The organism is Streptomyces sp. LaPpAH-108 (assembly GCF_000373625.1).
Classification (GTDB): domain Bacteria; phylum Actinomycetota; class Actinomycetes; order Streptomycetales; family Streptomycetaceae; genus Streptomyces.
Window position 1 is genome coordinate 63,396 of record NZ_KB891995.1, and the last position, 20,966, is coordinate 84,361.

General features: G+C 72.6%; 15 protein-coding genes, 1 tRNA gene and 1 other RNA gene. 4 read left to right on the forward strand and 13 right to left on the reverse strand.

The window, feature by feature from the left end; all coding sequences use genetic code 11:
* Window positions 1-29 precede the first annotated feature (29 nt).
* From B079_RS0119325 to ffs, 5 genes are all read right to left on the reverse strand, one after another.
* The gene (locus tag B079_RS0119325) at window positions 30-1,532 is read right to left on the reverse strand and encodes a N,N-dimethylformamidase beta subunit family domain-containing protein (protein WP_018547485.1); all 1,503 of its coding nucleotides are present in this window, start codon (window positions 1,530-1,532) and stop codon (window positions 30-32) included.
* A 233-nt stretch (window positions 1,533-1,765) separates the two neighbouring features.
* The gene (locus B079_RS0119330) at window positions 1,766-3,544 is read right to left on the reverse strand and encodes a hypothetical protein (RefSeq protein ID WP_018547486.1); all 1,779 of its coding nucleotides are present in this window, start codon (window positions 3,542-3,544) and stop codon (window positions 1,766-1,768) included.
* Between the two features lie 266 nt (window positions 3,545-3,810).
* Window positions 3,811-5,061: a phosphoribosylamine--glycine ligase gene (purD, locus tag B079_RS0119335; RefSeq protein ID WP_018547487.1), complete on the reverse strand. Its 1,251-nt coding sequence runs from the start codon at window positions 5,059-5,061 to the stop codon at window positions 3,811-3,813.
* 121 nt (window positions 5,062-5,182) lie between these two features.
* Window positions 5,183-7,423 (reverse strand): DNA polymerase III subunit gamma and tau, encoded by a 2,241-nt coding sequence (locus B079_RS0119340; protein ID WP_018547488.1) that lies wholly within the window; start codon window positions 7,421-7,423, stop codon window positions 5,183-5,185.
* Window positions 7,424-7,525: 102 nt separating this feature from the next.
* An RNA gene (ffs, locus tag B079_RS34070) (signal recognition particle sRNA small type) lies at window positions 7,526-7,622 on the reverse strand.
* Between the two features lie 142 nt (window positions 7,623-7,764).
* Here ffs and B079_RS0119345 point away from each other — a divergent pair.
* Window positions 7,765-7,852: transfer RNA gene (locus tag B079_RS0119345), tRNA-Ser, on the forward strand.
* 75 nt (window positions 7,853-7,927) lie between these two features.
* Here the strand turns inward: B079_RS0119345 and B079_RS0119350 are convergent.
* From B079_RS0119350 to B079_RS32360, 4 genes are all read right to left on the reverse strand, one after another.
* Complete coding sequence (locus tag B079_RS0119350; RefSeq protein WP_018547489.1) at window positions 7,928-9,220, reverse strand: glycoside hydrolase family 16 protein; 1,293 nt, start codon at window positions 9,218-9,220, stop codon at window positions 7,928-7,930.
* 221 nt (window positions 9,221-9,441) lie between these two features.
* On the reverse strand, window positions 9,442-9,786 hold the full coding sequence (locus tag B079_RS33330; protein WP_018547490.1) for a hypothetical protein: 345 nt from the start codon (window positions 9,784-9,786) through the stop codon (window positions 9,442-9,444).
* On the reverse strand, window positions 9,777-10,808 hold the full coding sequence (locus B079_RS0119360; RefSeq protein ID WP_018547491.1) for a hypothetical protein: 1,032 nt from the start codon (window positions 10,806-10,808) through the stop codon (window positions 9,777-9,779). The genes B079_RS33330 and B079_RS0119360 overlap by 10 nt, the downstream gene beginning before the upstream one ends.
* Before the next feature lies 1 nt (window position 10,809).
* Window positions 10,810-13,182: a glycoside hydrolase domain-containing protein gene (locus B079_RS32360; RefSeq protein ID WP_018547492.1), complete on the reverse strand. Its 2,373-nt coding sequence runs from the start codon at window positions 13,180-13,182 to the stop codon at window positions 10,810-10,812.
* A 420-nt stretch (window positions 13,183-13,602) separates the two neighbouring features.
* Between B079_RS32360 and B079_RS0119370 the strand changes: the two genes are divergently transcribed.
* Complete coding sequence (locus tag B079_RS0119370; RefSeq protein WP_018547493.1) at window positions 13,603-14,235, forward strand: DsbA family protein; 633 nt, start codon at window positions 13,603-13,605, stop codon at window positions 14,233-14,235.
* On the opposite strand, the gene B079_RS32365 is transcribed toward B079_RS0119370, so the two are convergent.
* From B079_RS32365 to B079_RS0119390, 4 genes are all read right to left on the reverse strand, one after another.
* Window positions 14,222-14,830: a poly-gamma-glutamate hydrolase family protein gene (locus B079_RS32365; protein ID WP_018547494.1), complete on the reverse strand. Its 609-nt coding sequence runs from the start codon at window positions 14,828-14,830 to the stop codon at window positions 14,222-14,224. The genes B079_RS0119370 and B079_RS32365 overlap by 14 nt on opposite strands.
* A 25-nt stretch (window positions 14,831-14,855) precedes the next feature.
* A complete protein-coding gene (locus B079_RS0119380) occupies window positions 14,856-16,640 on the reverse strand; it encodes a copper resistance CopC family protein (protein ID WP_051095228.1) in 1,785 nt (594 codons plus the stop codon).
* Window positions 16,641-16,784: 144 nt separating this feature from the next.
* On the reverse strand, window positions 16,785-17,399 hold the full coding sequence (locus B079_RS0119385; RefSeq protein WP_018547496.1) for a GNAT family N-acetyltransferase: 615 nt from the start codon (window positions 17,397-17,399) through the stop codon (window positions 16,785-16,787).
* Window positions 17,392-19,500, reverse strand: a complete 2,109-nt coding sequence (locus tag B079_RS0119390) for a penicillin acylase family protein (protein ID WP_018547497.1) — start codon at window positions 19,498-19,500, stop codon at window positions 17,392-17,394. The genes B079_RS0119385 and B079_RS0119390 overlap by 8 nt, the downstream gene beginning before the upstream one ends.
* 83 nt (window positions 19,501-19,583) lie before the next feature.
* Here B079_RS0119390 and B079_RS0119395 point away from each other — a divergent pair, with 83 nt between their 5' ends.
* Together B079_RS0119395 and B079_RS0119400 are read left to right on the forward strand one after the other, a co-directional pair.
* Complete coding sequence (locus B079_RS0119395) at window positions 19,584-20,306, forward strand: siderophore-interacting protein (protein WP_018547498.1); 723 nt, start codon at window positions 19,584-19,586, stop codon at window positions 20,304-20,306.
* A gap of 53 nt (window positions 20,307-20,359) precedes the next feature.
* Window positions 20,360-20,959, forward strand: coding sequence for an HhH-GPD-type base excision DNA repair protein (locus B079_RS0119400; protein WP_018547499.1), 600 nt, complete (start codon window positions 20,360-20,362; stop codon window positions 20,957-20,959).
* Window positions 20,960-20,966: the final 7 nt, after the last annotated feature.

Genomic DNA, 20,966 nt, shown 5'->3' on the forward strand with positions numbered 1-20,966 from the left:
ATACGGCGAAGAGGGTGGCGTCCGGGTGGTCAGTCGCGTTTGCAGATGCGGTCCAGGAGGTTGGCCGTGGCCCGCTGGATGCGGGGGTCCACATGGCCGGGGCGGTCGAGCGCCGGGGACCAGGCGAAGGTGCCGGAGGCGAACACCCAGGCGCCGGAGGGGGCGCGGTAGAGCGAGGTCTCCTGGTGGCGTCGTACGCCGTCGCCGTCCAGGTAGGGGGAGTGCGCGAGGAGGATGCGCTCCTCGTGCTCGGGGAGCGCGGTGCGCGGGAAGTAGCGGTCGGCCTCGCCCGCGACCAGGCCCTCGATGCCGTCGCCCTCGCGGGCGCCGGTCGCCTCCCACAGCCAGTGGTCGGCGTTGCGGACGATCAGGGGGCTGGGCTCGGGGACGCGGCCCGCGTACTGGATGCCGATCAGCTGCTGTTCGGGCCGGTCGATCTCGCGCCAGAGCACCGGCTTTCCGGGGCCCTTGCGCTTGCGGCAGGTCAGCAGCCGGTCCGGGACACCGGAGGCGGAGGGCGCCAACTCCACTTGCCAGTACATGGTGTTGGCGGACAGGAAGACCAGTGAGGTGCCGTGGTCGCGGGCGTTCTCCACGGCCCGGCGCATCGGTGCCGACCAGTACTCGTCGTGGCCCGGGAAGACCAGGCCCCGGTAGCGGGTGGGGTCGACGCGGCCCGCGTGCAGATCGCGGGAGTCGGCGTAGGCGAGGTCGTAGCCGTAGCGCTCGGCCCAGCGGATGAAGTCGTAGGCGTGGCCGACGTGGAGCGGGAGGCCCGCGCCCGCGTACGGGCGGTCGAAGGAGACCGTGGTCGCGGCGTCGGACTCACCGAGCAGGGCGCCCTGTTCGTCCCAGGCGTGGTAGAGGCTGGCGCCGGTGTGGCCGTCCTCCGGGTAGAGGTTGTACGCCTGCCAGGTCACGTCGGGCAGCAGCAGGAGCAGGTCGGCGGGCTGGTCGTCGCGGACCGTGAAGGGGACGTGGGAGCGGTAGCCGTCGCTGGTGGTGAGGACGGCGACGTACGCGCCGACCTGCCACTCCTCGGGGACCTGGAGGCGCCAGGACAGCCACCAGTGGTGGCAGGAGACGGTGCGGTCGGCGGCCAGCGGCTCGGGCTGGACGATGCCGGAGAGCCGGGGGCTGTTGGTGATCTTCGCGGCGCCGTGCCCGGCGTAGTGGCCGATGCGGTAGATGTCGACGCTGAACTCCTGCGGCGGGTCGACCGTGATGTGGAAGTCGATCGCCTTGCCGGGCTCGACCGCGCTGGTGGAGGTGAAGCCCTTGATCTGGCGGTGCACGTCGTCGGCGGAGCGGGGGCCGGGGCCCGCCGAACGGGGGGCGGGGACGCGGGTGCCGCTCGCGCTCGTGGTGGTGTGCGGCTGGGTGGTGTCCACGTACCAGGGCACCACGTGACCGGTGTCGTCGAAGTAGGTCTCGCTGCCGCGCAGCCAGGGCACCGGGCCCAGGCCGAAAGGGTCGGTGACGGCGTGCGCGAGTGCTCCGGACTCCCAGCGGCGGATGTGGTCCGAGGTCATGGGCGCTCCCCTCCCTCATGCCCCCGTTGCCGTTGTGGTGGTGCGGGTGGTGCGTGGTGCGAGTGGTGCCTGGTGCGGGTGATTCGTGGTGCTCGGTGCGGGTATGGCCGGCGCGTGTTTATGCCGATGCCATGTGCGCCTCGGTCCCAGCACATCACATAACGCACGGCTCCGGTCACTATTCGTTGTGAATTGGCCTGAAGTGGAAGTCGGTGCTCCGTTATCGGCCGAAGTCAGCCCAGCCGGACCGGCTTCTCCGGCCGTATCCCGGCGGCGGCGAGCCAGTCCCGCAGCGGCGCCGGATCCCCCTCCTCGATCAGGCTGAGCACCCTCGGGCCGAGATCGACGGCCCGCTTCCCGTCCAGGAGCAGCGTCGGCCCGTCGAGCCAGTCCAGGCCCGGGGCGGCGCCCGCGGAGTCGACGGCCGCGCAGCACACCATCGCGGTGACATGCGCGACCAGCAGCTCCCGGCCGGTCCGGGGCGGCTGCAGGGGGAACAGCGGCAGCGCGCCGTCGTCCCACAGCTCGGGGTCTCGGCCGAGCCCGGAGGCGGTGGCGCCCCGGGGCACGCTGCCTTCCTCCCGGGCCAGTTCGGCGCTGAGTCCGGCGGCGAGGGCGGAGCCGCGTTCGGTGGTGGGGTCTTCGGCGTCGTCGGGCTCGGGCTGTGCGGCGGCGGGCGTGACCGGTGCGTCGTCCTCCGGCATCCGCCGGGCGGGTACCTCGGCCGGAGCCGTCAGGTGGTCCAGGACCCGGGCCAGGGTGGCGCCGCCCGAGGCCGGGGCCGGGGGGCGGTCGGGGAGGCCGTCCAGCACCCGGTGCAGGCGGGCCGCTTCCGCACGCCAGGTGCGGTCGACGACCTCCTCCGGGTACGCCTGCCAGTCGACCGGGGCCCAGTGGGGGCCAGGGCCCGTGGGGGCGCCGTGGAAGAGGCGGGCGGCGAGCAGGGAGACCGCCTCGTCGGCCACCCCGGGCTCCTCCAGGAGATCGCAGGCCGGGCGTTCGCCGAGACGGGAGGTGAAGCCGTCCGCCAGGCGGTCGCGCCGGGACAGCTCGGTCAGCGCGGCGACCACGCCCGCGTCGAGCCGGGAGGGCCAGCGGCCCATCCGCCAGGCGGGCAGCGCCACCCTGGTCAGCAGCCGGTCCCAGCCCGCGTAGGCGAGCCCGACCTGCTCCTGGGCGACGATCCGGGGGCCGTAGTCCACCGCCTGCGCGCGCTCGGCCGCCGCCGCGGCGACCCCGCGCTCCATCAGCACCGCGTGCTCCCGGCAGGCGCGCAGCAGCATCCTCGCCACCCAGCCGAGCGCCCCGCACACCCCCCGGGTCAGCGGACAGCGCCCGCTCGTCGCGGAGACGGCCACCGCCGCGTCGAGACCCCGTACGAAGCGCCGGGCGGCGGCTATGTCCGGCTGCGCGGAGGGGCCCGTGCCCGCGACGACCGGGGCGAGCACCGCGCGCAGCTCGGCCACCCGCATCCACCACAGGAACGGGGAGCCGATGACGAGGACGGGCGCGGGCGCGGCACCGCCCGGGGTGTCGCCGGAGGCGGGGGCGAGGCCCGGCCCGGCGGGGGCGCCCGCCGTCTCCCGGGGCGGCGGGCCGTGCGCGGGATGCGTGCGGTCCTCCAGCCAACTGTCGCAGTCCGGGGTGAGCGCTATCGCGGAGGGCGCGGGCACATCAAGACGCTCGGCCAGGTCCCGCACCAGCCGGTACAGATCCGGGGCGGCGCGCTCCGTGACCGGCACCGTCGGTGTCTCGGCCGGGCGCGCACGGGCCACGACCAGGGCGATACCGGCCGCCGCCAGCAGCACCACCAGCGCGAAGCCGCCCACGATCCAGCGGGCCAGATCCCAGCCGGGCCCGGCGAACTGGCCGGTGGCACCGCCCGTCAGCAGGATCACCTCGGCCGCCGCGGGCAGCAGGGCCACGCCCAGCGCGCGCCCCCGGACCCGCAGCACGGCCAGGGCCCGCGAACGCGCGGCCCGCGCGCCCGCCTCCCCACCGATTCCGGTCATGAGCGGAGCTCACCCCCTCCGTGCCGCTCCCGTGCTCTCCTGGCGTTGCCCACTCCCCCACTGTGGCACCCACCACTGACATCGCAATGCCGGTGGGCCAAGTGCCGGAATGCTTGCGCCGCACCATAGTTGGGGCCCCGGCCCCCGTCAGCCGGATAGCTGATTGCTCACTCGATGGAATGGCTTTGGTCAGAGCTGAGTGACAGAAAGCAAAGATCAGGCCCCGGATTCACGCATGTCCGGGGCCTGATCGGGAACAACGGGATCTACGCCTCGGCCGCCCGCGCCGCGATGTCCGTCCGGTGCTGCGCGCCGTCGAGCCCGATCCGGGTCAGCGCGCGGTACGCCCGCTCGCGCGCCTTCGCCAGATCCTCGCCGACCGCCGTGACGGACAGCACCCGGCCGCCCGCGCTGACGGTCTCCTCGCCCTCCCGCCGGGTTCCGGCGTGCAGGACGTAGGCGTGCGGGGCGTCCTGCTCGGCGACCTCGTCCAGACCGGTGATCGGGTCGCCGGTGCGCGGGGTGCCGGGGTAGTTGTGCGAGGCGACGACCACGGTGACGGCCGCGTCGTCGCTCCAGCGCAGCGGCTCCAGGTCGCCGAGCGTGCCGTTCGCGGCGGCGAGCAGCACCCCGGCCAGCGGGGTCCTCAGGCGGGCCAGCACGACCTGCGTCTCGGGGTCGCCGAAGCGCGCGTTGAACTCGATGACCCGCACCCCGCGCGAGGTGATCGCGAGCCCGGCGTACAGCAGCCCGGAGAAGGGCGTGCCGCGCCTGCGCATCTCGTCCACGGTCGGCTGGAGCACGGTGCGCAGCACGTCGTCCACCAGCTTCGGGTCGGCCCACGGCAGCGGCGAGTACGCGCCCATGCCACCGGTGTTGGGGCCCTCGTCGCCGTCGAGCGCGCGCTTGAAGTCCTGGGCGGGCTGGAGCGGTACGACGCTCACGCCGTCGGTGATCGCGAAGAGCGAGACCTCGGGGCCGTCCAGGAACTCCTCGATCACGACGCGCTCGCACGCCGCCGCGTGGGCCGTCGCCGCCTCCGCGTCGGACGTGACGACGACGCCCTTGCCCGCGGCGAGCCCGTCGTCCTTGACGACATAGGGGGCGCCGAAGGCGGCAAGGGCCTCGGCCACCTCCTCGGGCGTGGTGCACACGTAGGAGCGGGCGGTCGGCACCCCGGCCGCCGCCATGACGTCCTTGGCGAACGCCTTGGACCCCTCGAGCAGCGCGGCCTCCCGCGAGGGCCCGAACACCGGGATGCCCGCCTCGCGCACGGCGTCGGCCACACCGGCGACCAGGGGCGCCTCCGGGCCGACCACGACGAGGTCGGCCTCCAGCTCACCGGCCAGCGCGGCGACGGCCTTGCCGTCGAGCGCGTCGACCTGGTGCAGCTCGGCGACCTCGGCGATGCCGGCGTTGCCGGGTGCGCAGTACAGCGCGGTGACGTCGGGGTCGAGGGACAGGGAGCGGCACAGGGCGTGTTCGCGGGCGCCGCTGCCGATGACGAGGACCTTCACGGGGGTCAGCCTATCGGCTGGGTCGCCGAAGTCCGGAGGGCGGTGGATTCGTACGATCCCACAAGCGGCTGGGGTCTCTCACGGCCGCTCGCTGGCCGCTCCCGGGTCGCTCCCTGGCCGCTCACTGGTCGTTGGAGATCTCCTCCACGACCGTGGCGCCCAGTTCCCGCACGATGAGGTCGCGGCCGGAGAGGGCCGACTCGTCCAGGTCGGGGTCGTCGTCCTCGGGGGTGTCCTCCTCGGGCGAGACATGGCGGGCCGGTGGCGGTGTGGGGGCGGGCGCGGGGGCCGCCGGGGCCGGGGGTCGCGCCTCGGGTGCGGCGGACGACTGCTGCTGCGGGGCGGGCTGGGGTGCGGGGGCGGCGGGGCGCGGGTTCGCCGGGGCGCCGTAGCCTCCGGCGGGTGCGCCGCCGTAGCCCTGCGGGGGGCCGGGCGGGGGCGCGGAGCCGCCGCCCGAGGGGTCCACGACCGCGTCGATCTTCCACTGCACGTTGAACTGCTCGGCGAGCGCCTGGCGCAGGACGTCCTCGCTGCCGCCGCTCGTGAAGGTGTCGCGGGCGCCCGCGTTGACGAAGGCGATCTGGAGGGTGGTGCCGTCGAAGCCGGTGACCTGGGCGTTCTGGCTGAGCAGGATCCAGGTGAAGCGGCGGCGGTTCTTGACGGCCTCCAGGATGTTCGGCCAGAGGACGCGGGGGTCGAGGCCGCCGGTGGGGGCGGGAGCGGGTGCCTGGGTCTGGGGGGCGGCCGGGGCCGAGGTCTGGGGCTGCGGCTGCTGCGGGCGGCTCGGGGACTGCGGCTGTGTGCCGCCGCCACCGGCCGGGGCGGCCGTGGGCCAGCCACCGGGGCGGCGACCGCTGCCGACGGGGGCGGCGGTGGGCCAGGCGCCGGGGGCGGGGGCGGGTGCCTCCGGGGCGGTGGGCGCGGGAGGGGTGGGCTCGGGAGCCGTGGGTGCCGTAGGCGCGGGGGCAGGGGCAGGAGCGGGGGCGGGCGGTGCGACGGGAGCCGGGGCGGCCGGGGGTACGGCGGCGGGAGCGCCCGCGCCCTGACCCCGTACGGCGGCCCGGGCGGCGGCGGGCCCACCACCGGGCGGCACCGGAGGTCCCGCAGGCTCCGCCGTCCCCATGCCGGGGTGGACGTGGGCGTCGGGACCGGGGACGTACCCCATGGCCGGGGCGGCGGCGGGGGCCGCTCCGGCCGAGACGCTGATACCGCGCTCCAGGCGGTCCAGGCGGGCCATGACGGAGCGCTCGTCGCCGTAGGCGGCCGGGAGCATGACGCGGGCGCAGATGAGTTCGAGCTGGAGGCGCGGGGAGGTGGCGCCGCGCATCTCGGTCAGGCCCTCGTTGACGAGGTCGGCGGCGCGGCTCAGCTCCGCGGCGCCGAAGGTCTCGGCCTGGGCCTGCATCCGCTCCAGGACGTCGACCGGGGCGTCGATGAGCCCCTTCTCGACGGCGTCGGGCACGGCGGCGAGGATCACCAGGTCGCGCAGCCGCTCCAGCAGGTCGGCGACGAAGCGGCGTGGGTCGTTGCCGCCCTCGATGATGCGGTCGACGACCTCGAAGGCGGCGGCGCCGTCACCGGTGGCGAATGCCTCGACCACGGAGTCGAGCAGGGAGCCGTCGGTGTACCCGAGGAGGGAGGTGGCCATGGGGTACGTCACGCCGTCCTCGCCGGCACCGGCGAGGAGCTGGTCCATGACGGACATGGAGTCACGGACGGAACCGGCACCGGCGCGCACGACGAGGGGCAGGACGCCGTCCTCGACCGGGATCTTCTCCTTCTGGCAGACCTCGCCGAGGTAGTCGCGCAGGGTGCCCGGGGGCACGAGCCGGAAGGGGTAGTGGTGGGTCCGCGACCGGATCGTCCCGATGACCTTCTCGGGCTCGGTGGTCGCGAAGATGAACTTGAGGTGCTCCGGCGGCTCTTCGACGACCTTGAGCAGGGCGTTGAAACCGGCCGACGTGACCATGTGGGCCTCGTCGATGATGTAGATCTTGTACCGGCTGGAGGCGGGGCCGAAGAACGCCTTCTCGCGCAGCTCACGGGCGTCGTCCACACCACCGTGGGAGGCGGCGTCGATCTCGATGACGTCGATCGAGCCCGGGCCGTTGCGCGCGAGGTCCTGGCACGACTGGCACTCCCCGCAGGGCGTGGGCGTGGGACCTTGCTCACAGTTCAGACAGCGGGCCAGGATGCGCGCGCTGGTCGTCTTGCCACATCCGCGCGGCCCGCTGAACAGGTACGCGTGATTGACCCGGTTGTTCCGCAGCGCCTGCTGCAGCGGGTCGGTGACATGCTCCTGCCCGATGACCTCGGCAAAGGTCTCGGGTCGGTAGCGGCGGTACAGCGCGAGAGACGACACGCATACGAGGTTATAGGGGAGCACCGACAACCGGCCGCGCGACGGAAGCGGACCGGAAGCCACCGCAGGTCACAGCCTGGCTTTCCTGGTGCGCCCCGGGAAAACAAGGGCCCCCCACGCACCTGCCAGAGCCGACCTACCCTTGCTGCCTTCCAGCCCTGGGGGAGTTCAGTCAGATAGCACCGCGTGGGGGGCTGCCGAAAGAGTACCCGATCCGGACCGGTGCGAGGTACCTCGCAGGGGCTCACCGCGAGACGTATCGCACCCCCACGAAGAGCCCCGGTCCGAGCCCCCCGAACGAGGTTCGCGAGCACCCTCCGCGGTCATGTAATGTTTGCGGCGGAGGATTCGCCTAGAGGCCTAGGGCGCACGCTTGGAAAGCGTGTTGGGGGCAACCCCTCACGAGTTCGAATCTCGTATCCTCCGCCAAGTGCCTCACCGGGCACTAAGTCGAAGGGCCCCACTGCTTGCAGCGGGGCCCTTCGACGTGTGCGGGGGGCGTTCTCAGGCCAACGAGAACTTTTGGGCGCCCGAGCCGTTGCAGTCCCAGATCTGGAGGCGGGTGCCGTTGGCGGTGGCGCCCGACGGGGAGTCGGCGCAGCGGGCCGTGGTGGGGTTGGAGAGGGAGCCGTCGGGGTTGGCGACCCAGTTCTGGTAGCCGGCGCCGTTGCATGTGGCCAGTTGGAGCTTGGTGCCGTTCGCGTTGACGCCGCCGGCGATGTCCAGGCACTTGCCGAGGGTCTGCAGGGTCTGGCCGCTCCAGGTCCAGTGCTGGTCCTTGGCCGCCTGCTGGCAGTCCCACAGCTGGACCGCGGTGCCGTCGCCGCCGGTGTCGTCGCCCGACACGTCCACGCACTTACCGCCGGGCCCGGTGATGGTCTGGCCGGTCACCGAACCGCCGCCGCCCCCGGAGCCGGGGCCCTTGTTGTAGACGGCCACCGAGTCGATCACCAACTTGCCGCCGGAGACCGTGGCCGCGTTCGGGCCGCCGCCGAAGGCGTCCGGGAAGCCGCCGCCGATCGCCAGGTCGTAGATGATGAAGAACGGGTGGTCGACCGCGTCCGCCCAGGTCGTCGCGTCCACCTGGTTGGCGCTGACGGTGAAGAAGTTGTTCCCGTCGAGGTAGAACCGGATCTGCTCCGGTGAGACCGAGCGGTCGATCTCCGCCGCGTAGTCGTGGAAGCCGGTCTGGCAGCCGGAGCAGGCGCGTTCGCCGGAGCCGAGGCCGGTCGACTCGTTGCACGGGCCGCCGGGGTTCACCCCGCAGTGGAGGGTGCTGAAGACGGAGCTGCGGCCGTTGATGTCCTCCATGATGTCGATCTCGCCGGACTTGGGCCATGTCACACCGGAGCGCAGCGGGGCGCCGAGCATCCAGAACGCCGGCCAGTAGCCCGCGCCGTTGGCGGTGGTGACGTTGGGCTGCTGGAGGACCGACTCGATGCGGACGACGCCGCCCGCCGCGGCGCCGAAGCCCGCCGACTGCGTCTCCACGCGCCCGGACGTCCACCCGGAGCGGGGGTCGGAGCCGGAGTGGAGGGCCTGGAGCACCAGGTGCCCCTGGCCGTCGTAGGAGACGTTCGAGGTGCTGTTGGTCATGGTCTCGATCTCACCGGTGCCGAAGCTGCTGCCCGGGCCGGTGTCGTACTTCCACAGGTTCTGGTCGATGCCGGTTCCGGCGGCACCGTTGAAGTCGTCGCTCCAGGTGAGGGTGAAGCCCGACGGCGGCGGGGGCACCGCCGCCTGGGCGTCCAGCGACGCGACGGCGGTGGTCGCCGCGATGACCGCGACGACCGACACCAGGTTGAGCGCTCTTCGCCATCTGCCGCGCCGCGGCTCGGCACCGGCACATCTCAGGCGCATCTGTCGACCTCCGGGGGGAAGGGCCTGCGTGCTTGCGTGGGGGTCCGCTACGACGTCTCCGGCGGGACAGGCCCGTCGAATGTCATGTACACAGCTTGTCCACGGGACCGGTGCGGGACAAGGCTGTCGACGCAAGGCTGTCGACCCGTCGAGCGGCCTCAGCCGGAGACGGCTCGGCGCCTCCTCCTCGCCCTCGCCAGTCCCGCCTCGACACCGATCGTCAGAAGCAGCAGCACGAAGCAGCAGACGAGGCCGATCACCCCGCCCAGGGCCACGAGGCCCGGGCGGAGATCCGTACAGGCAAGGGCCGACGAGCAGCCGTCCGCCCTCGGGGGCGACGGCGGTCCCGTCGACTGAAAGATGACGACGACACAGAGCACGCAGACGACGGCCCCGGCGCCCAGCACGATCCGCCGGACCCGGCGGCTCCCCCACCACGACAGGAGCCAGCCGACGACGATCGCCGTCGGCAGGGTGAGGAGGTAGAGGAGGATCACGTCCACGCGGAATCGCTCCGCGACATGGAGGTGCGGCCGGTCTGCCGCTGGGTGACGTGATTGCCCATGTCGATCAACGCTACCGTCGGGTGCTTGACGGTCGGCAGATCACCCGTCGGCTTCCGCGTCCTCACCTTCAGTTCGAGGTCGAGCCGGTCACCTGACGTGAGCCTCGCCCTCGTGGTCCAGCGGGTCTCGAACAGCGTGGCGGTCCGGGTGGCCGACAAGAGTCGTACGCCCGCGTCGTACGCCTTGTTGTCGAGCCGGGCGCTGACGATCTTGACGTCGGAGACGACCTGGGGGTCCAGCGCGACGGAGAAGGACGCGGGCACGGGGGCGGTGCCCGGTCCGACGCTGTCCAGCGTGATCCGCGCCGGGTAGTAGTACCACCGCTTGCCGTTCGCCCACTCGCGGCGGTTCCACACGCCGCTGACCTCCAGGCCCCACGGCATGGCGACACCGCCGAAGGAGTGCGGGCGGCCGGGCTGGAGGCTCCGCCGTCCACGCGGCTTGCCGTGCTGGTGGCCCACGGCCGCGCTGGCGTCCGCGGGCCCGACGACCAGGTCGCGCGGGTAGAGGACGGGGAACGCGGTCCCCACGACGACCACCGGGTCGCTGCCCGCGGGGAGCGCTTCGGTGAAGGTGACCGTACAGGTCGTGAGCGCGGTCTTGGGGTCGGTGGTGACGGAGCTCGTCGCGCGCACCCGCCGGTCACCGGCGGTGGCCACCGCGCCGGGCAGCGGGGAGTACAGCCGGGGGTCGTAGGCGATGGCCACCTGGGTACCGGCCGGGAGATCCGTACCCGCGTGCCGGACCTGTACGGCCAGCTGTCTGGGGAACGCGGCGGGCTGGACGCCGACGCGGGGGAGCACCACGACCGGGCTCGCCCCGACGGGGACCAGCGTCACGTCGGCGGGCGCGGCGGCGGCCCACGCCGTTCCCGGACCGGCGACCGTGACGGCGGCGACGCCCAGGGTCAGACCTCCGAGGACCAGGACCTGGCGGCGGGTGACCTTCGAGTCGTTCATGTCAGTCCATTCCCGTGCAGTAGTGGACGATGGCGTCCCGGAAAGCCGACGCCACACCGGAGACCGCGGCGTCGGACATGAACTCGGGGGACGGGCAGGTCACCGACTGGGTGGTCTCGGCCCAGAACGCCGTGCGGATGACGACCATCTCCCCATGGGAGTCACCACCGGTCATCGCGCTCGTGGCGGCGTCCTTCACCGTCTGGGGAGAGCTGCCGAACCGGAGCGAGTAGAACGACCCGCGCCGTACGGCGGCCGTGACGGGCGAGGCGTAGTCCGCCTTGAAGCTCGTCGACAACGCGGTGCCGGAGCCCTGCCTGACGGGGACGCCCAGGATCCAGGCGTCCAGGTCGGCGAGGACGTCGTCGAGGGAGAAGTACGTGCTGTCGCCCTTGGCGCCGATCTGGTTCACGGCGAAGTCGTACGCCTGGTCGTCGGGGAGGCCGCTCATGTAGAACTGCGCCAGCACGCTGACGAGATCGCCGCCCCAGGTCCCGAAGTCGGCCAGGTTGGCGGAGGTGAGGTCGTCCACGAGGCCGGTGGTGACGACGGCGCCGAAGGAGGCGCCGAAGTGGTCGATGTCGGAGTCCCACAGCAGGTCCGGGTCGCGGAGCGGGCCCGCGTACGGCTGGCCGGGATAGCCGTTGACGAAGTCGATGAAGCCCTGGTCGAGTTCGCCGAAGACCGTGTCCGAACCCGTGAACACGTACTTCGACGTACGGGCCCGGAAGTACTGCGCGACCAGCTCCTGCGCGGACCGGGAGGTGTGTCCCTGGTCCCGCCACTGACCGGCTCTCGCCTCGACCCAGATCAGATACGTGTAGAAGGCGTCGTTGGGGTCGCGCGGGCGGGTCACGCTGTTGATGCCCGGGTCCATGCCGGAGGCGATGTCGTTGTCGATCTCCACGGCGCCGCTGGTGCCCGCGGCCAGCGTGAAGTCCTTGATCTGGTCGAAGGCCCAGTTGTCCGGGAGCGGATAGCCGAGGTTCCCGCTGTAGCCGGTCGACATTCCGCTGACGAAACTCCGGGTGGTGAGACCCGCGGCCTGGAGGCGGATGCAGGTGTTGCGGCATCCGTACACGCCGATCGCGTACTGGTTGCCCATCTCGCTCATTCCGGCGCTGACGCCCTGGAAGTGCGGAATGATCGCGCTGGTGATGTCGTCGTCGGTGGCGTCGAAATCGACCGAGAAATAGATGACCGTGCCGTACGGTATGCCGAAACCGTTCGCTGCCTGGGCCGCGTCTTTTCCGGCCGCCTGGCCCTGCGGGAAGCTGAAGTCGTTGAGCGCGTTTCCCTCGTCCTGGTAGATGGGGAAGAGGGAGAGGCCCTTGTCGAATATGAGCGCTATCTCGGAGTTGGTCAGCACCTTGTTCGTGCCGCCGATGAGATAGCGGCCGACGGTGGAGTAGCCGTTCTCCTTCACCGTCTGGATCGTCGTCGGGTTCAGCGGGTACATGCAGTCGAACGCGGTGCCCTTGCGGTCCGGATCGCCGGTCGACACCAGGAGCGACATCCAGGTCGCGTAGTCGCCGGCGCCGGTGGGCTGGAGCGAGCTGAACTGCTGGAAGGCGGTCACCGTGGCGGCCAGTTCGGAGGTGAACGTCCCGCCGCCGTCGCCCCAGTGGGCGTCGTAGCCATTGAACGCGACGGCGCTCTGGAACAGCCGCACCCATCCGGCCGACCCGGCGTCGTGCGAGCCGCTGGAGACGTACGCGGTCGTCTTGAGCGCGCCTTCGGTGGTGGGGCCGAGGGAGCCCGTCACCTGGCTGTCCGTCAGCCCCATCTGGTACTGGATGGCCAGGACGAGGGCCTGCTGGACGTTGCGGGAGAAGTGGCCGTCGCACGGGCCGATGAAGAACTGGCCCTTCTGGTAGTACGCGTCGTTGAGCCACCGCTGACAGGTCTGGATCATGCGCGAGCCGCCGGACGTGAGCACGTACGCGTCCATGGTCAGCAGCGCCTTGAAGACCTTCGGCTCCACGTTGTAGATCTGCAGGTCCGGCTGCTGCGGGCCCGGCAGGCCCATGTCCGCGACCAGCGCGGTCAGGCCGCTGCCGGTGTCCACGTTGAAGCCGCCGTCGATGTCACCGCCGCTGTAGCCCTTGCAGTAGAGGGCCGCCTCCGCGATGGTCCGCATGTTGATGTTGCCGGAATCCCGCCCGACCGGTCCGTACGCCTTCAGATCCGCCCACGTCGTCGGCCCGAAACTGTCGGACAGCGCGGTGATGCCGAGTTCGTGCTGGAGCGCCCGGGTGAGGGAGTAGATCGTCTCCCACCCTGTCATTCCGTTCTCGGTGCACGGGTGGTACCCGGACACCCCCGCGTAGGTCGCATTGACCCATTTCTGCGCCTTGAGAACCATCTGATCCATGGGCGGCCCTTCTCTATACCGATGTGAAGCTACATGTACATGCAAATGACACGGATGAAGCTTCTGTGGATCACCAAGAAAGACCTAGGGTTCTTCAAAGTCCGGCGATAATTCCGGGCGGCTTCCCTCACTTGAAGGCCCGGATCATCCGCATTGCATGCATTCGACGCGAGCGGCCCTCATGCAGAAATGGGCGGGCGGGTTCCATGCGCCCCGTGGAGATTTTCCCAAGCCATGAGGGAAGAAGCGGATCAACAGTGAAAAAGCGCGCGGGCCGTCGGGGTGTCCGGGCCCCGGGTCCGTCGTCAGGCAGGAGGCGGCGCTGGCACAAGACGCGTGCGAGGCAAGCGCATTGGACCAGGATCCCCGGCCCGAATTGGACCTCGAAGGCGTGCCACCCCCGCGCGTAGCGTCGCTCGCATGACCACCGACGCGTCAACGAACCAGTCCCGTACCCGAGTCGACTTCTACTTCGATCCCGCCTGTCCGTTCGCCTGGATCAGCTCGCGGTGGGTGCTCGAAGTGGAGCCGTTGCGGGATCTCGATGTGCGGTTTCACGTCATGAGTCTTCATCTGCACAACGAGGGGAACGAACTGCCGGAGTGGTACCGGGACTTGGTCGACCGGTCTCTCGGCCCTGTCAGGGTCGCCGTCGCGGCGGCCGAGGCTCACGGCGAGGGCGTGTTGCGGGAGTTGTACACCGCCCTCGGCAACCGCATCCACCGCGAGGGGAACAAGGACTTCGACGCCGTGGTCGTAGAGGCGCTGGCCGAGGTCGAGTTGCCCGGGGAGCTGGTAGCGGCGGCGCACGGTACCGCGTACGACGAGGCCCTGCGGCGCAGCCATGACGCGGGGAAGGACCCGGCGGCCGGGGGTTACGTCGGGACGCCCACCCTGCACATCGACGGGACGGCCTTCTTCGGGCCCGTGCTCAACAGCATCCCGCGTGGTGAGGAGGCGGCCCGGCTCTTCGACGCCGTGCGGACGCTCGCCGCGCACCCGGACTTCTTCGAGCTGAAGCGGGAGCGGACGGGGAGCCTCAGTTTCGACTGAGCGCCAGTCGTCGTACGCCCTCCGTCACCCCCGCCACCACCTCCTCCGGCGGTACGTCCCGCAGCCCCTGTGTCCGTGCTGTCAGCGGGAGTTCGACCTGGACGCCGCCCTCCGGGGTCAGGTTCACCGGGTTGCGGGGGTGGAGGCCGCGGAGGCCGGGCGGGATCTCCGAAAGGTCTGTCACCGGGGTGAAGGACGGGGTCAGGGTGCGCAGGGCCTCGGCCAGGGTCTCCGCCGCCGCGCGGTTGGTGCCGCCCAGGAAGATCGAGGCGGGGGTCGCCGGTCTCAGGTGGCCGTGCAGGGAGACCGTCAGGGACACGGCCGACACGAATGTCGCCAGCGTCCGCGACGGTGCCTCCGCCAGGAGGTGGGACGAGATGTGGACCGGCGGCGCGAGCGGCTGGGTGAAGATCAGGCACGTCGCACCGGTCCGCGCCGCCACCTCCTCCGCCAGTTCCGCCGTGCCGCCCTCCACGTCGCCGTGCAGGGCGAGCAGGCCCAGACGGGAGGGGCGGGGAGTCAGGCGCAGGACGAGATCCGTGCCGTCCAGGCGCAGCCGTTCGGTCGTCGTGTTCCCCGGGGTGTCCATCGGCATCGGCATCGCTCCTCCCACACCCGTCTCAACGACCCACCCGCACCGACCGCTCCACCGTCACCTGATCCAGCTCCGACACCCGCACCGTCGCCTTCATCGTCCACGTGCCCGGCATCGGCAGGCTGAAGGTGTCCGCCGCCCAGTAGCCCCCCCGGTTCGTGACCTTGGTGTCCAGCGGGCCGAGGTCGCGGCTGGGCAGGACGAAGGCGATCCGCAGCTCGGGGACCGAGGCCAGGCCGCCGTCCGGGCCGTAGACCACCGCCTGGACGGAGTTGGGGCCGACCCGGCCGGGGTCCAGGGTGATCTGGACCTGGCCGCGTCCGCCGGGGGCGCCGGTGTCGAAGGGAATCGTGGTGACCGAGGCGGACGGGATACCGGCGACCCCCGCCCCGGCACCCGCACCGGCCCCGCTCGACTCCTCCGCCGCCCGCCCCGGCAACGTGCTGGTCAGCAGCGTCGTCAGCACCAGCACCACCACCCCCACGGCCGCCTCCGCCAGCACCGAGCGCCGTAGATAGGTCAGCGTGAGCGAGGGAGAGACCGGCTCGGGCGCCTCCAAGGCCGCCGGTGCCCCCGCCCCCTCCAGCACCCGCACCCGCTCCGCCGCCACCGGCCGCCGCGCGAGGCTCGCCGTCCATACCCGCGACCACGCCGCCGCCAGGAGCAGCAGCACGACCGCCGCCAGCTTCGCGAGCAGGATGCGGCCGTACGACGTGCCGGTGAGCGCCTGCCAGGAGCCGAGGCCGCGCCAGGACTGGTAGGTGCCGGTGATCACCAGGACGACGACCGAGGTCAGGGCCACGCGGGAGAAGCGGGTGACCACGCGCGGGGGCAGCGCCTCCGGGTCCGTCGCGCGGCGCAGGGTGAGCAGCAGCGCGGCCAGGCCGCCGAGCCACGCCGCCGTGGCCAGCAGGTGCAGCGTGGTGGAGGCGAGGGCGACCGGGACCTGGAGGCCCGCCGAGGCGTGGTCGGACGCCGACCAGGTGAGGGCGAGGGCCACGGAGAGCAGCACGGCCGCCGTGAGGGCCGCCCGGCGCGGTACCCGGCGGCGCCAGTGCCGCAGGGTCAGCGCGCCCGCCGCCGCGATCAGCAGCAACAGCAGCCGGACCAGGAGGAGTTCACCCGGGCGCGTGGTCATCGTGCGGCTCAGGAGCGAGAACGCGTTCGCCGGGCTCGTGCCCTCCTCGTACGGCCCTCGCAGCACGAGCAGCGCGAGCGTCGTCCCCAGCAGGGTCCACGCCCCCACCAGCAGCAGCGGGCGCAGATGACCCCGGCTCGGCGGACGGCAGTACACCGCGAACGCGGCCGTGCCGAGCAGCAGCGCCATCGCCAGGTACGCGAGGTAGCGGGCGATGTTGTAGAGGCCGGTGGTGGTCTGGTTCTCGGTGCGCTCGGGGAGGGCGGTGACCGGGGTGGCCGTGCGCTCGCCGACGGAGAAGGTGAGGGCGCCGGAGACCGGGTGGCTGTCGGCCGAGACCACCCGCCAGGCGACCGTGTACGTGCCCTTGCCGAGACGGGCGGGCAGGGCGAGGCGGGCGGTGTCGGAGCGGCCGGGAGCGTGGCCGGCCTCGCCGGTGCGCAGACGGTGGTTGCGGGGGTCGTAGACCCGGAACGAGTCGGTCAGCAGGCCGACCGACTCGCTGAAGGTGAGGGTCAGCTCGCGCGGGGCCCGCTGGAGAACCGTTCCGTCGGCCGGGTCGGAGCCCCGCAGCGTGGCGTGTGCGGAGGCGGGGACGGCGGCGCCGAGCACGAGCAGGACGAGGGCGGCGCAGGCGGTGAGCGCCCCACGCAGCAGCCCGTACGGCGTCATGGACCACAGCGGGGCCGTGGTCCACCGCACCCCGCGCCGCCGCCGCTCCCGCTCCGCACCGCGCACGTCGTCCGCCCTCCGCGTCCCGCGCGTGACCGTGTGTCCCGCGTGTCCCGTTACGTACGGACGCCGGTGGCGTCGCGCTCACACGGTAACGGTGCCGCTTCCGGCCGCGAGCGCCGTCTCCCGGGTCAGGAAGGCCAGTTGGGCCCGCTTCTCGGGGAGGTACACGTCCGGGAGGTCGATCTCCGGGAGGACGACCTCGGGTCCGGTGGTGAAGCCCTGGCGGGCGAAGCGGGCGATGGCCTTGGTGTTGCGCACGTCCGGGTCGACCACCACCCGCTCGCGGTCGAGCACGACCAGGACGTACGTCGCGATCGCGGTCAGCAGGGCGGAGGTCCAGCCGGGGCGGTGGCCGTCCGCTCCGGCAGGGGCGAGCAGGAGGTGGACGCCGATGTCGCCGGGGCGGACCTCGTAGACCTCGCTGACCCGGTCGGCGGCGGGCTCGTAGGTCTGGAGCAGGGCGACGGGCTCGTCGTCCTTGGTGACGAGGTGGGCGTGGTGGGTGTCGAGTCCTGCCATGTGGGCGTAGATCTCGGCTACTTGGGCCCGGGTGAGGCCGTTCATGCCCCAGAACGCGGCGCGTTCCTCGCTCACCCAGGCGTGGATCACCCCGGCGTCGGCGGCCGGGTCCAGGGGGCGGATGCGGACGGTGCCGAAGCCGGGCAGGGGCTGCTCGAAGGAGTTCTGGTCAGACATCGAAGTCCTCGTGGTCTTCCGTGTGTTCGAGGGTGAGGAGGGTCCAGTCGGTGACCACGGGGGCCAGTTCTCCCCCCAGCCACAAGGGGAGTTGGTCGCGGTGGTGGGCGCTGCCGGGGACGCCGTCCGCGCCGAGGGGGACGATCCAGCCGCTGTTGGCGCGGTCGGCCAGGTCCCAGACGTAGCGGGCGGCGGGGCCCCGGGCCGCGAGGCCGGTGATGCCGGGGACGGCGGAGGTGCACAGCACGCAGTCGTGGTCTCCGGCGAGGCCCGGCTCGTCGGACGGCCCGTCGGGCAGCGCGCGCCAGGGGGCGAGGCGGTGGGTGTCGGACCAGGTTCCGGCGGGGGGCGCGGCGGCGGTCTCCTCCAGTGCGGCGCGTACGGCCTCGTCACGGTCGATGCCGTACAACTCCTCGGCGCGCAGCAGGTGTTCGAGGGCGTAGCCGATGCGCGCGGTGAGCGACAGCCAGGGGAGCAGGACCTCGGGGTAGGCGGGCGGTTCGGTGAGGGCGGCGAGGGCCGGGTGGGCGGCGAGGCGGCGGACGAGCGCCGAGCGGAGTGCCGCGTAGTCCGCGGCCTCGGTGCTGTCGGCGTCCATGTGCCGGTCCCAGGCGAGGAGTTGGTCGAGCAGAGCGGTCGCCTCGGGGGTGAGCCCGTCGAGTGCGGCGGCGCGGTCAAGGAGGGCGCCGGTCGAACCCAGGTAGGTGTCGGTGTGGACGCGGGGCAGTTCGGCCGCGGACCAGACGCGGTGTTCCTGGAGCAGGGCGTGGATGCGGTCGGCGCGGTGCGGGGCGGCGAACTCGACGCCGAGCGGGGTGGCGAGACCGCGCTGGTTGGCCATCACCGCGACACCGTCGGCGAGTCGGGCGTGCGGGGTCTCCAGCCAGCCCTGCCACTCATGGCCGGGCTCCCAAGCGGGCACCAGGCGGCGCCGGTTGGCCTCGGAGCGCGCCGGTACGCGGCCCGCGACCCGGTGCAGCAGGCCGCCCTCGGTGTCGGCGGCCTGGACGACGTTGACCGGCTCGGCCCAGGCGTCCAGGGCGCCGTCCACGTCGTCCACGGTGCGGGCGCGCAGCAGCGGGAGCAGGGCGCCGAAGCCGAGGTCCTCGGTGACGCGGGGCGGGTAGCGCAGGGCGAGGGCGGTGGCCAACTCCGGCTCGGGGGAGCCTGATTCGAGTCCTTCCGGGCCGCCCGCGATCACCGGGCCGCGCTCGGTCTCGATGATCTCGATCTCGACCGGGGACTCGCCCGCGACCTCGATCGACTCCGTGTGCCGGACGGCGCGGTGCCACTCCCCGTCGGGGCCGAGGGCCTGGACGCCCGCGCCGGTGCGGCGCAGCCGTTCACGGTAGAGGTCCTGGTAGTCGGCCATGGCGTTGGTGATGGCCCAGGCGACGGTGCCGGTGTGGCCGAAGTGGGCGATGCCGGGGACGCCCGGGACGGCGATGCCGACGACGTCGAACTCCGGGCAGGACAGGCGGATCTGCTGGTAGACGCCGGGGTCCTCGATGAAGCGGTGCGGGTCTCCGGCGATCAGGGGCAGCCCGGTGTCGGTGCGGTCGCCCGCGAGGAGCCAGCCGTTGCTGCCGGAGGTGCCGGGGCCGTCGGTGGCGAACAGGCCGACGGCCTCGGGGCCGAGGTGCCGTATCGCCTCCTCGCGCCAGAGCTTGGCCGGGAAACCGGCGAACAGGATGTGCGTGGCGAGCCAGATGCCGAGCGGGGTCCAGGGCTCCCAGCGGCCCGGGGCGAGACCGGTGCGCTCGAACTCCGGTGTGCGGGCGGCGCCTTCGGGCAGGCCCGCGTTGACTCCCGCCACATACGCGCGCACCCAGTCGGCCGTCTCCGGGTCGCGTCTCTCCAGGGCGGCGAAACAGCGTCTCGCGGTGTCGTCGAGGCGGGCGCGGCGGGCGAACACGTCCCAGGACAGGGCGGCGGCGCCGAGGAAGGAGGCCGAGGTGCCCTGGGAGCGGTGGCGTTCGGTCTCCAGCTGCCAGGCGCGGTCGCGGGCGGTCACCCGGCCCTGGGCGCGGGCGAGTTCGCGCGCACTGGTGGCCCGCAGATGGGGGATGCCCCAGGCGTCGCGGTAGGTCTCGGTGGTCACCCTGGAGCAGCCCTTCGTTTTAGGTTAGCCTTGCCTAACCTGATTGGCAGGTGAAGGAATCGTACGCGAGGGGTGGAGTGGCGATGGGCCAGGGGCGAGGCTGGGAGGGAGCGGTCCTCAAGCTGCTGCGGGCGAAGGACTTCACGTTCACCGTCACCGGCGCCGAGGACGTGACCCCGCACTACCGGCGGCTGCGGCTGACCGACGGCGGCCTGCTCGCCGCGACCGGCGTCCACCCCACCATGTGGGTCCGCCTGTGGTTCTCCGACCACGGCCGCCCCCACCAGCGGGCCTACACCCTGGTCGACCCCGACCCGGAGACCGGCACCTTCACCCTGGAGTTCGCCCTGCACGAGGGCTGCGCCTCGGACTGGGCGCGGGCGGCGAAGGCGGGCGACACCATCGAGGCGACCGTCCAGGGCACGGGGTTCGAGCACCCGGACCCGGCGCCGTCCCACCTCGCGATCATCGGGGACACGGCGTCGCTGCCCGCGATCAACTCCCTGCTGGGCGAGCTGGGTTCGGCCCCGGCGACGATCTGGTTCGAGGGGACGCGCGACGGCCTGCCCTCCACCGCCGACCCCGGGCGCCACCAGTTCCGCGAGGTCCCGCGCCAGGACGCGGGCGCCCACCTGGTCGAGCGGGTCCGCGCCGAGCTGCCCGAGGTCCTGTCCGCCACCGAGGACCCGTACGTCTGGATCGCCTGCGACACGAGGACGACCCGCGCGCTCGGTGCGTACGTCCGCAAGGAACTGGGGCTGCCGAAGACCCGGGTGCACGCGCTGGGGTACTGGCGCGCGGACTGAGACGCGCGCGGACTGAGACGGCGGCGGGCGCGTCCGCGCGGGATCATCGGTGCATGGACGTCACCCTGCACCTCGCCCAGGACCCGGCCGCCGACGCGCTGCTCGGCCGCAGTCCGCTCGCCGCGCTCGTCGGGATGCTGCTGGACCAGCAGATCCCGATGGAGTGGGCGTTCAAGGGCCCCGAGACCATCGCGCGGCGCCTGGGCGCCGACGACCTGGACGCCCACGAGATCGCGGCGCGCGACCCGGAAGCCTTCGCCGCGCTCCTCTCCGAGAAACCGGCCGTCCACCGCTACCCCGGCTCCATGGCCAAGCGCGTCCAGACCCTCTGCCAGTACCTGGTCGAGCACTACGACGGCGACGCCGAAGCGGTGTGGCAGAACGTCGGCACCGGCGCCGCCCTCCTGAAGCGCCTGGAGGACCTGCCCGGCTTCGGCAAGCAGAAGGCCCAGATCTTCCTCGCCCTGCTCGGCAAGCAGCTCGGCGTACGCCCCGAGGGCTGGCGCGAGGCCGCCGGCGCCTACGGCGAGGAGAAGTCGTACCGCTCCGTCGCCGACATCACCGGCCCCGACTCACTGGCCAAGGTGCGCGCCCACAAGCAGGAGATGAAGGCGGCGGCCAAGGCCGCGAAGGCGGCGAAGACCGGGAAGTAGCCCCGGC

Excerpts from the sequence above, each read along its gene's own strand:
- B079_RS0119325 (WP_018547485.1), bottom strand. The coding sequence starts at position 1,532 with ATGACCTCGGACCACATCCGCCGCTGGGAGTCCGGAGCACTCGCGCAC.
- B079_RS0119330 (WP_018547486.1), bottom strand. The coding sequence starts at position 3,544 with ATGACCGGAATCGGTGGGGAGGCGGGCGCGCGGGCCGCGCGTTCGCGG.
- B079_RS0119360 (WP_018547491.1), bottom strand. The coding sequence starts at position 10,808 with ATGAACGACTCGAAGGTCACCCGCCGCCAGGTCCTGGTCCTCGGAGGT.
- B079_RS32360 (WP_018547492.1), bottom strand. The coding sequence starts at position 13,182 with ATGGATCAGATGGTTCTCAAGGCGCAGAAATGGGTCAATGCGACCTAC.
- B079_RS0119370 (WP_018547493.1), top strand. The coding sequence starts at position 13,603 with ATGACCACCGACGCGTCAACGAACCAGTCCCGTACCCGAGTCGACTTC.
- B079_RS32365 (WP_018547494.1), bottom strand. The coding sequence starts at position 14,830 with ATGCCGATGGACACCCCGGGGAACACGACGACCGAACGGCTGCGCCTG.
- B079_RS0119380 (WP_051095228.1), bottom strand. The coding sequence starts at position 16,640 with ATGACGCCGTACGGGCTGCTGCGTGGGGCGCTCACCGCCTGCGCCGCC.
- B079_RS0119385 (WP_018547496.1), bottom strand. The coding sequence starts at position 17,399 with ATGTCTGACCAGAACTCCTTCGAGCAGCCCCTGCCCGGCTTCGGCACC.
- B079_RS0119395 (WP_018547498.1), top strand. The coding sequence starts at position 19,584 with ATGGGCCAGGGGCGAGGCTGGGAGGGAGCGGTCCTCAAGCTGCTGCGG.
- B079_RS0119400 (WP_018547499.1), top strand. The coding sequence starts at position 20,360 with ATGGACGTCACCCTGCACCTCGCCCAGGACCCGGCCGCCGACGCGCTG.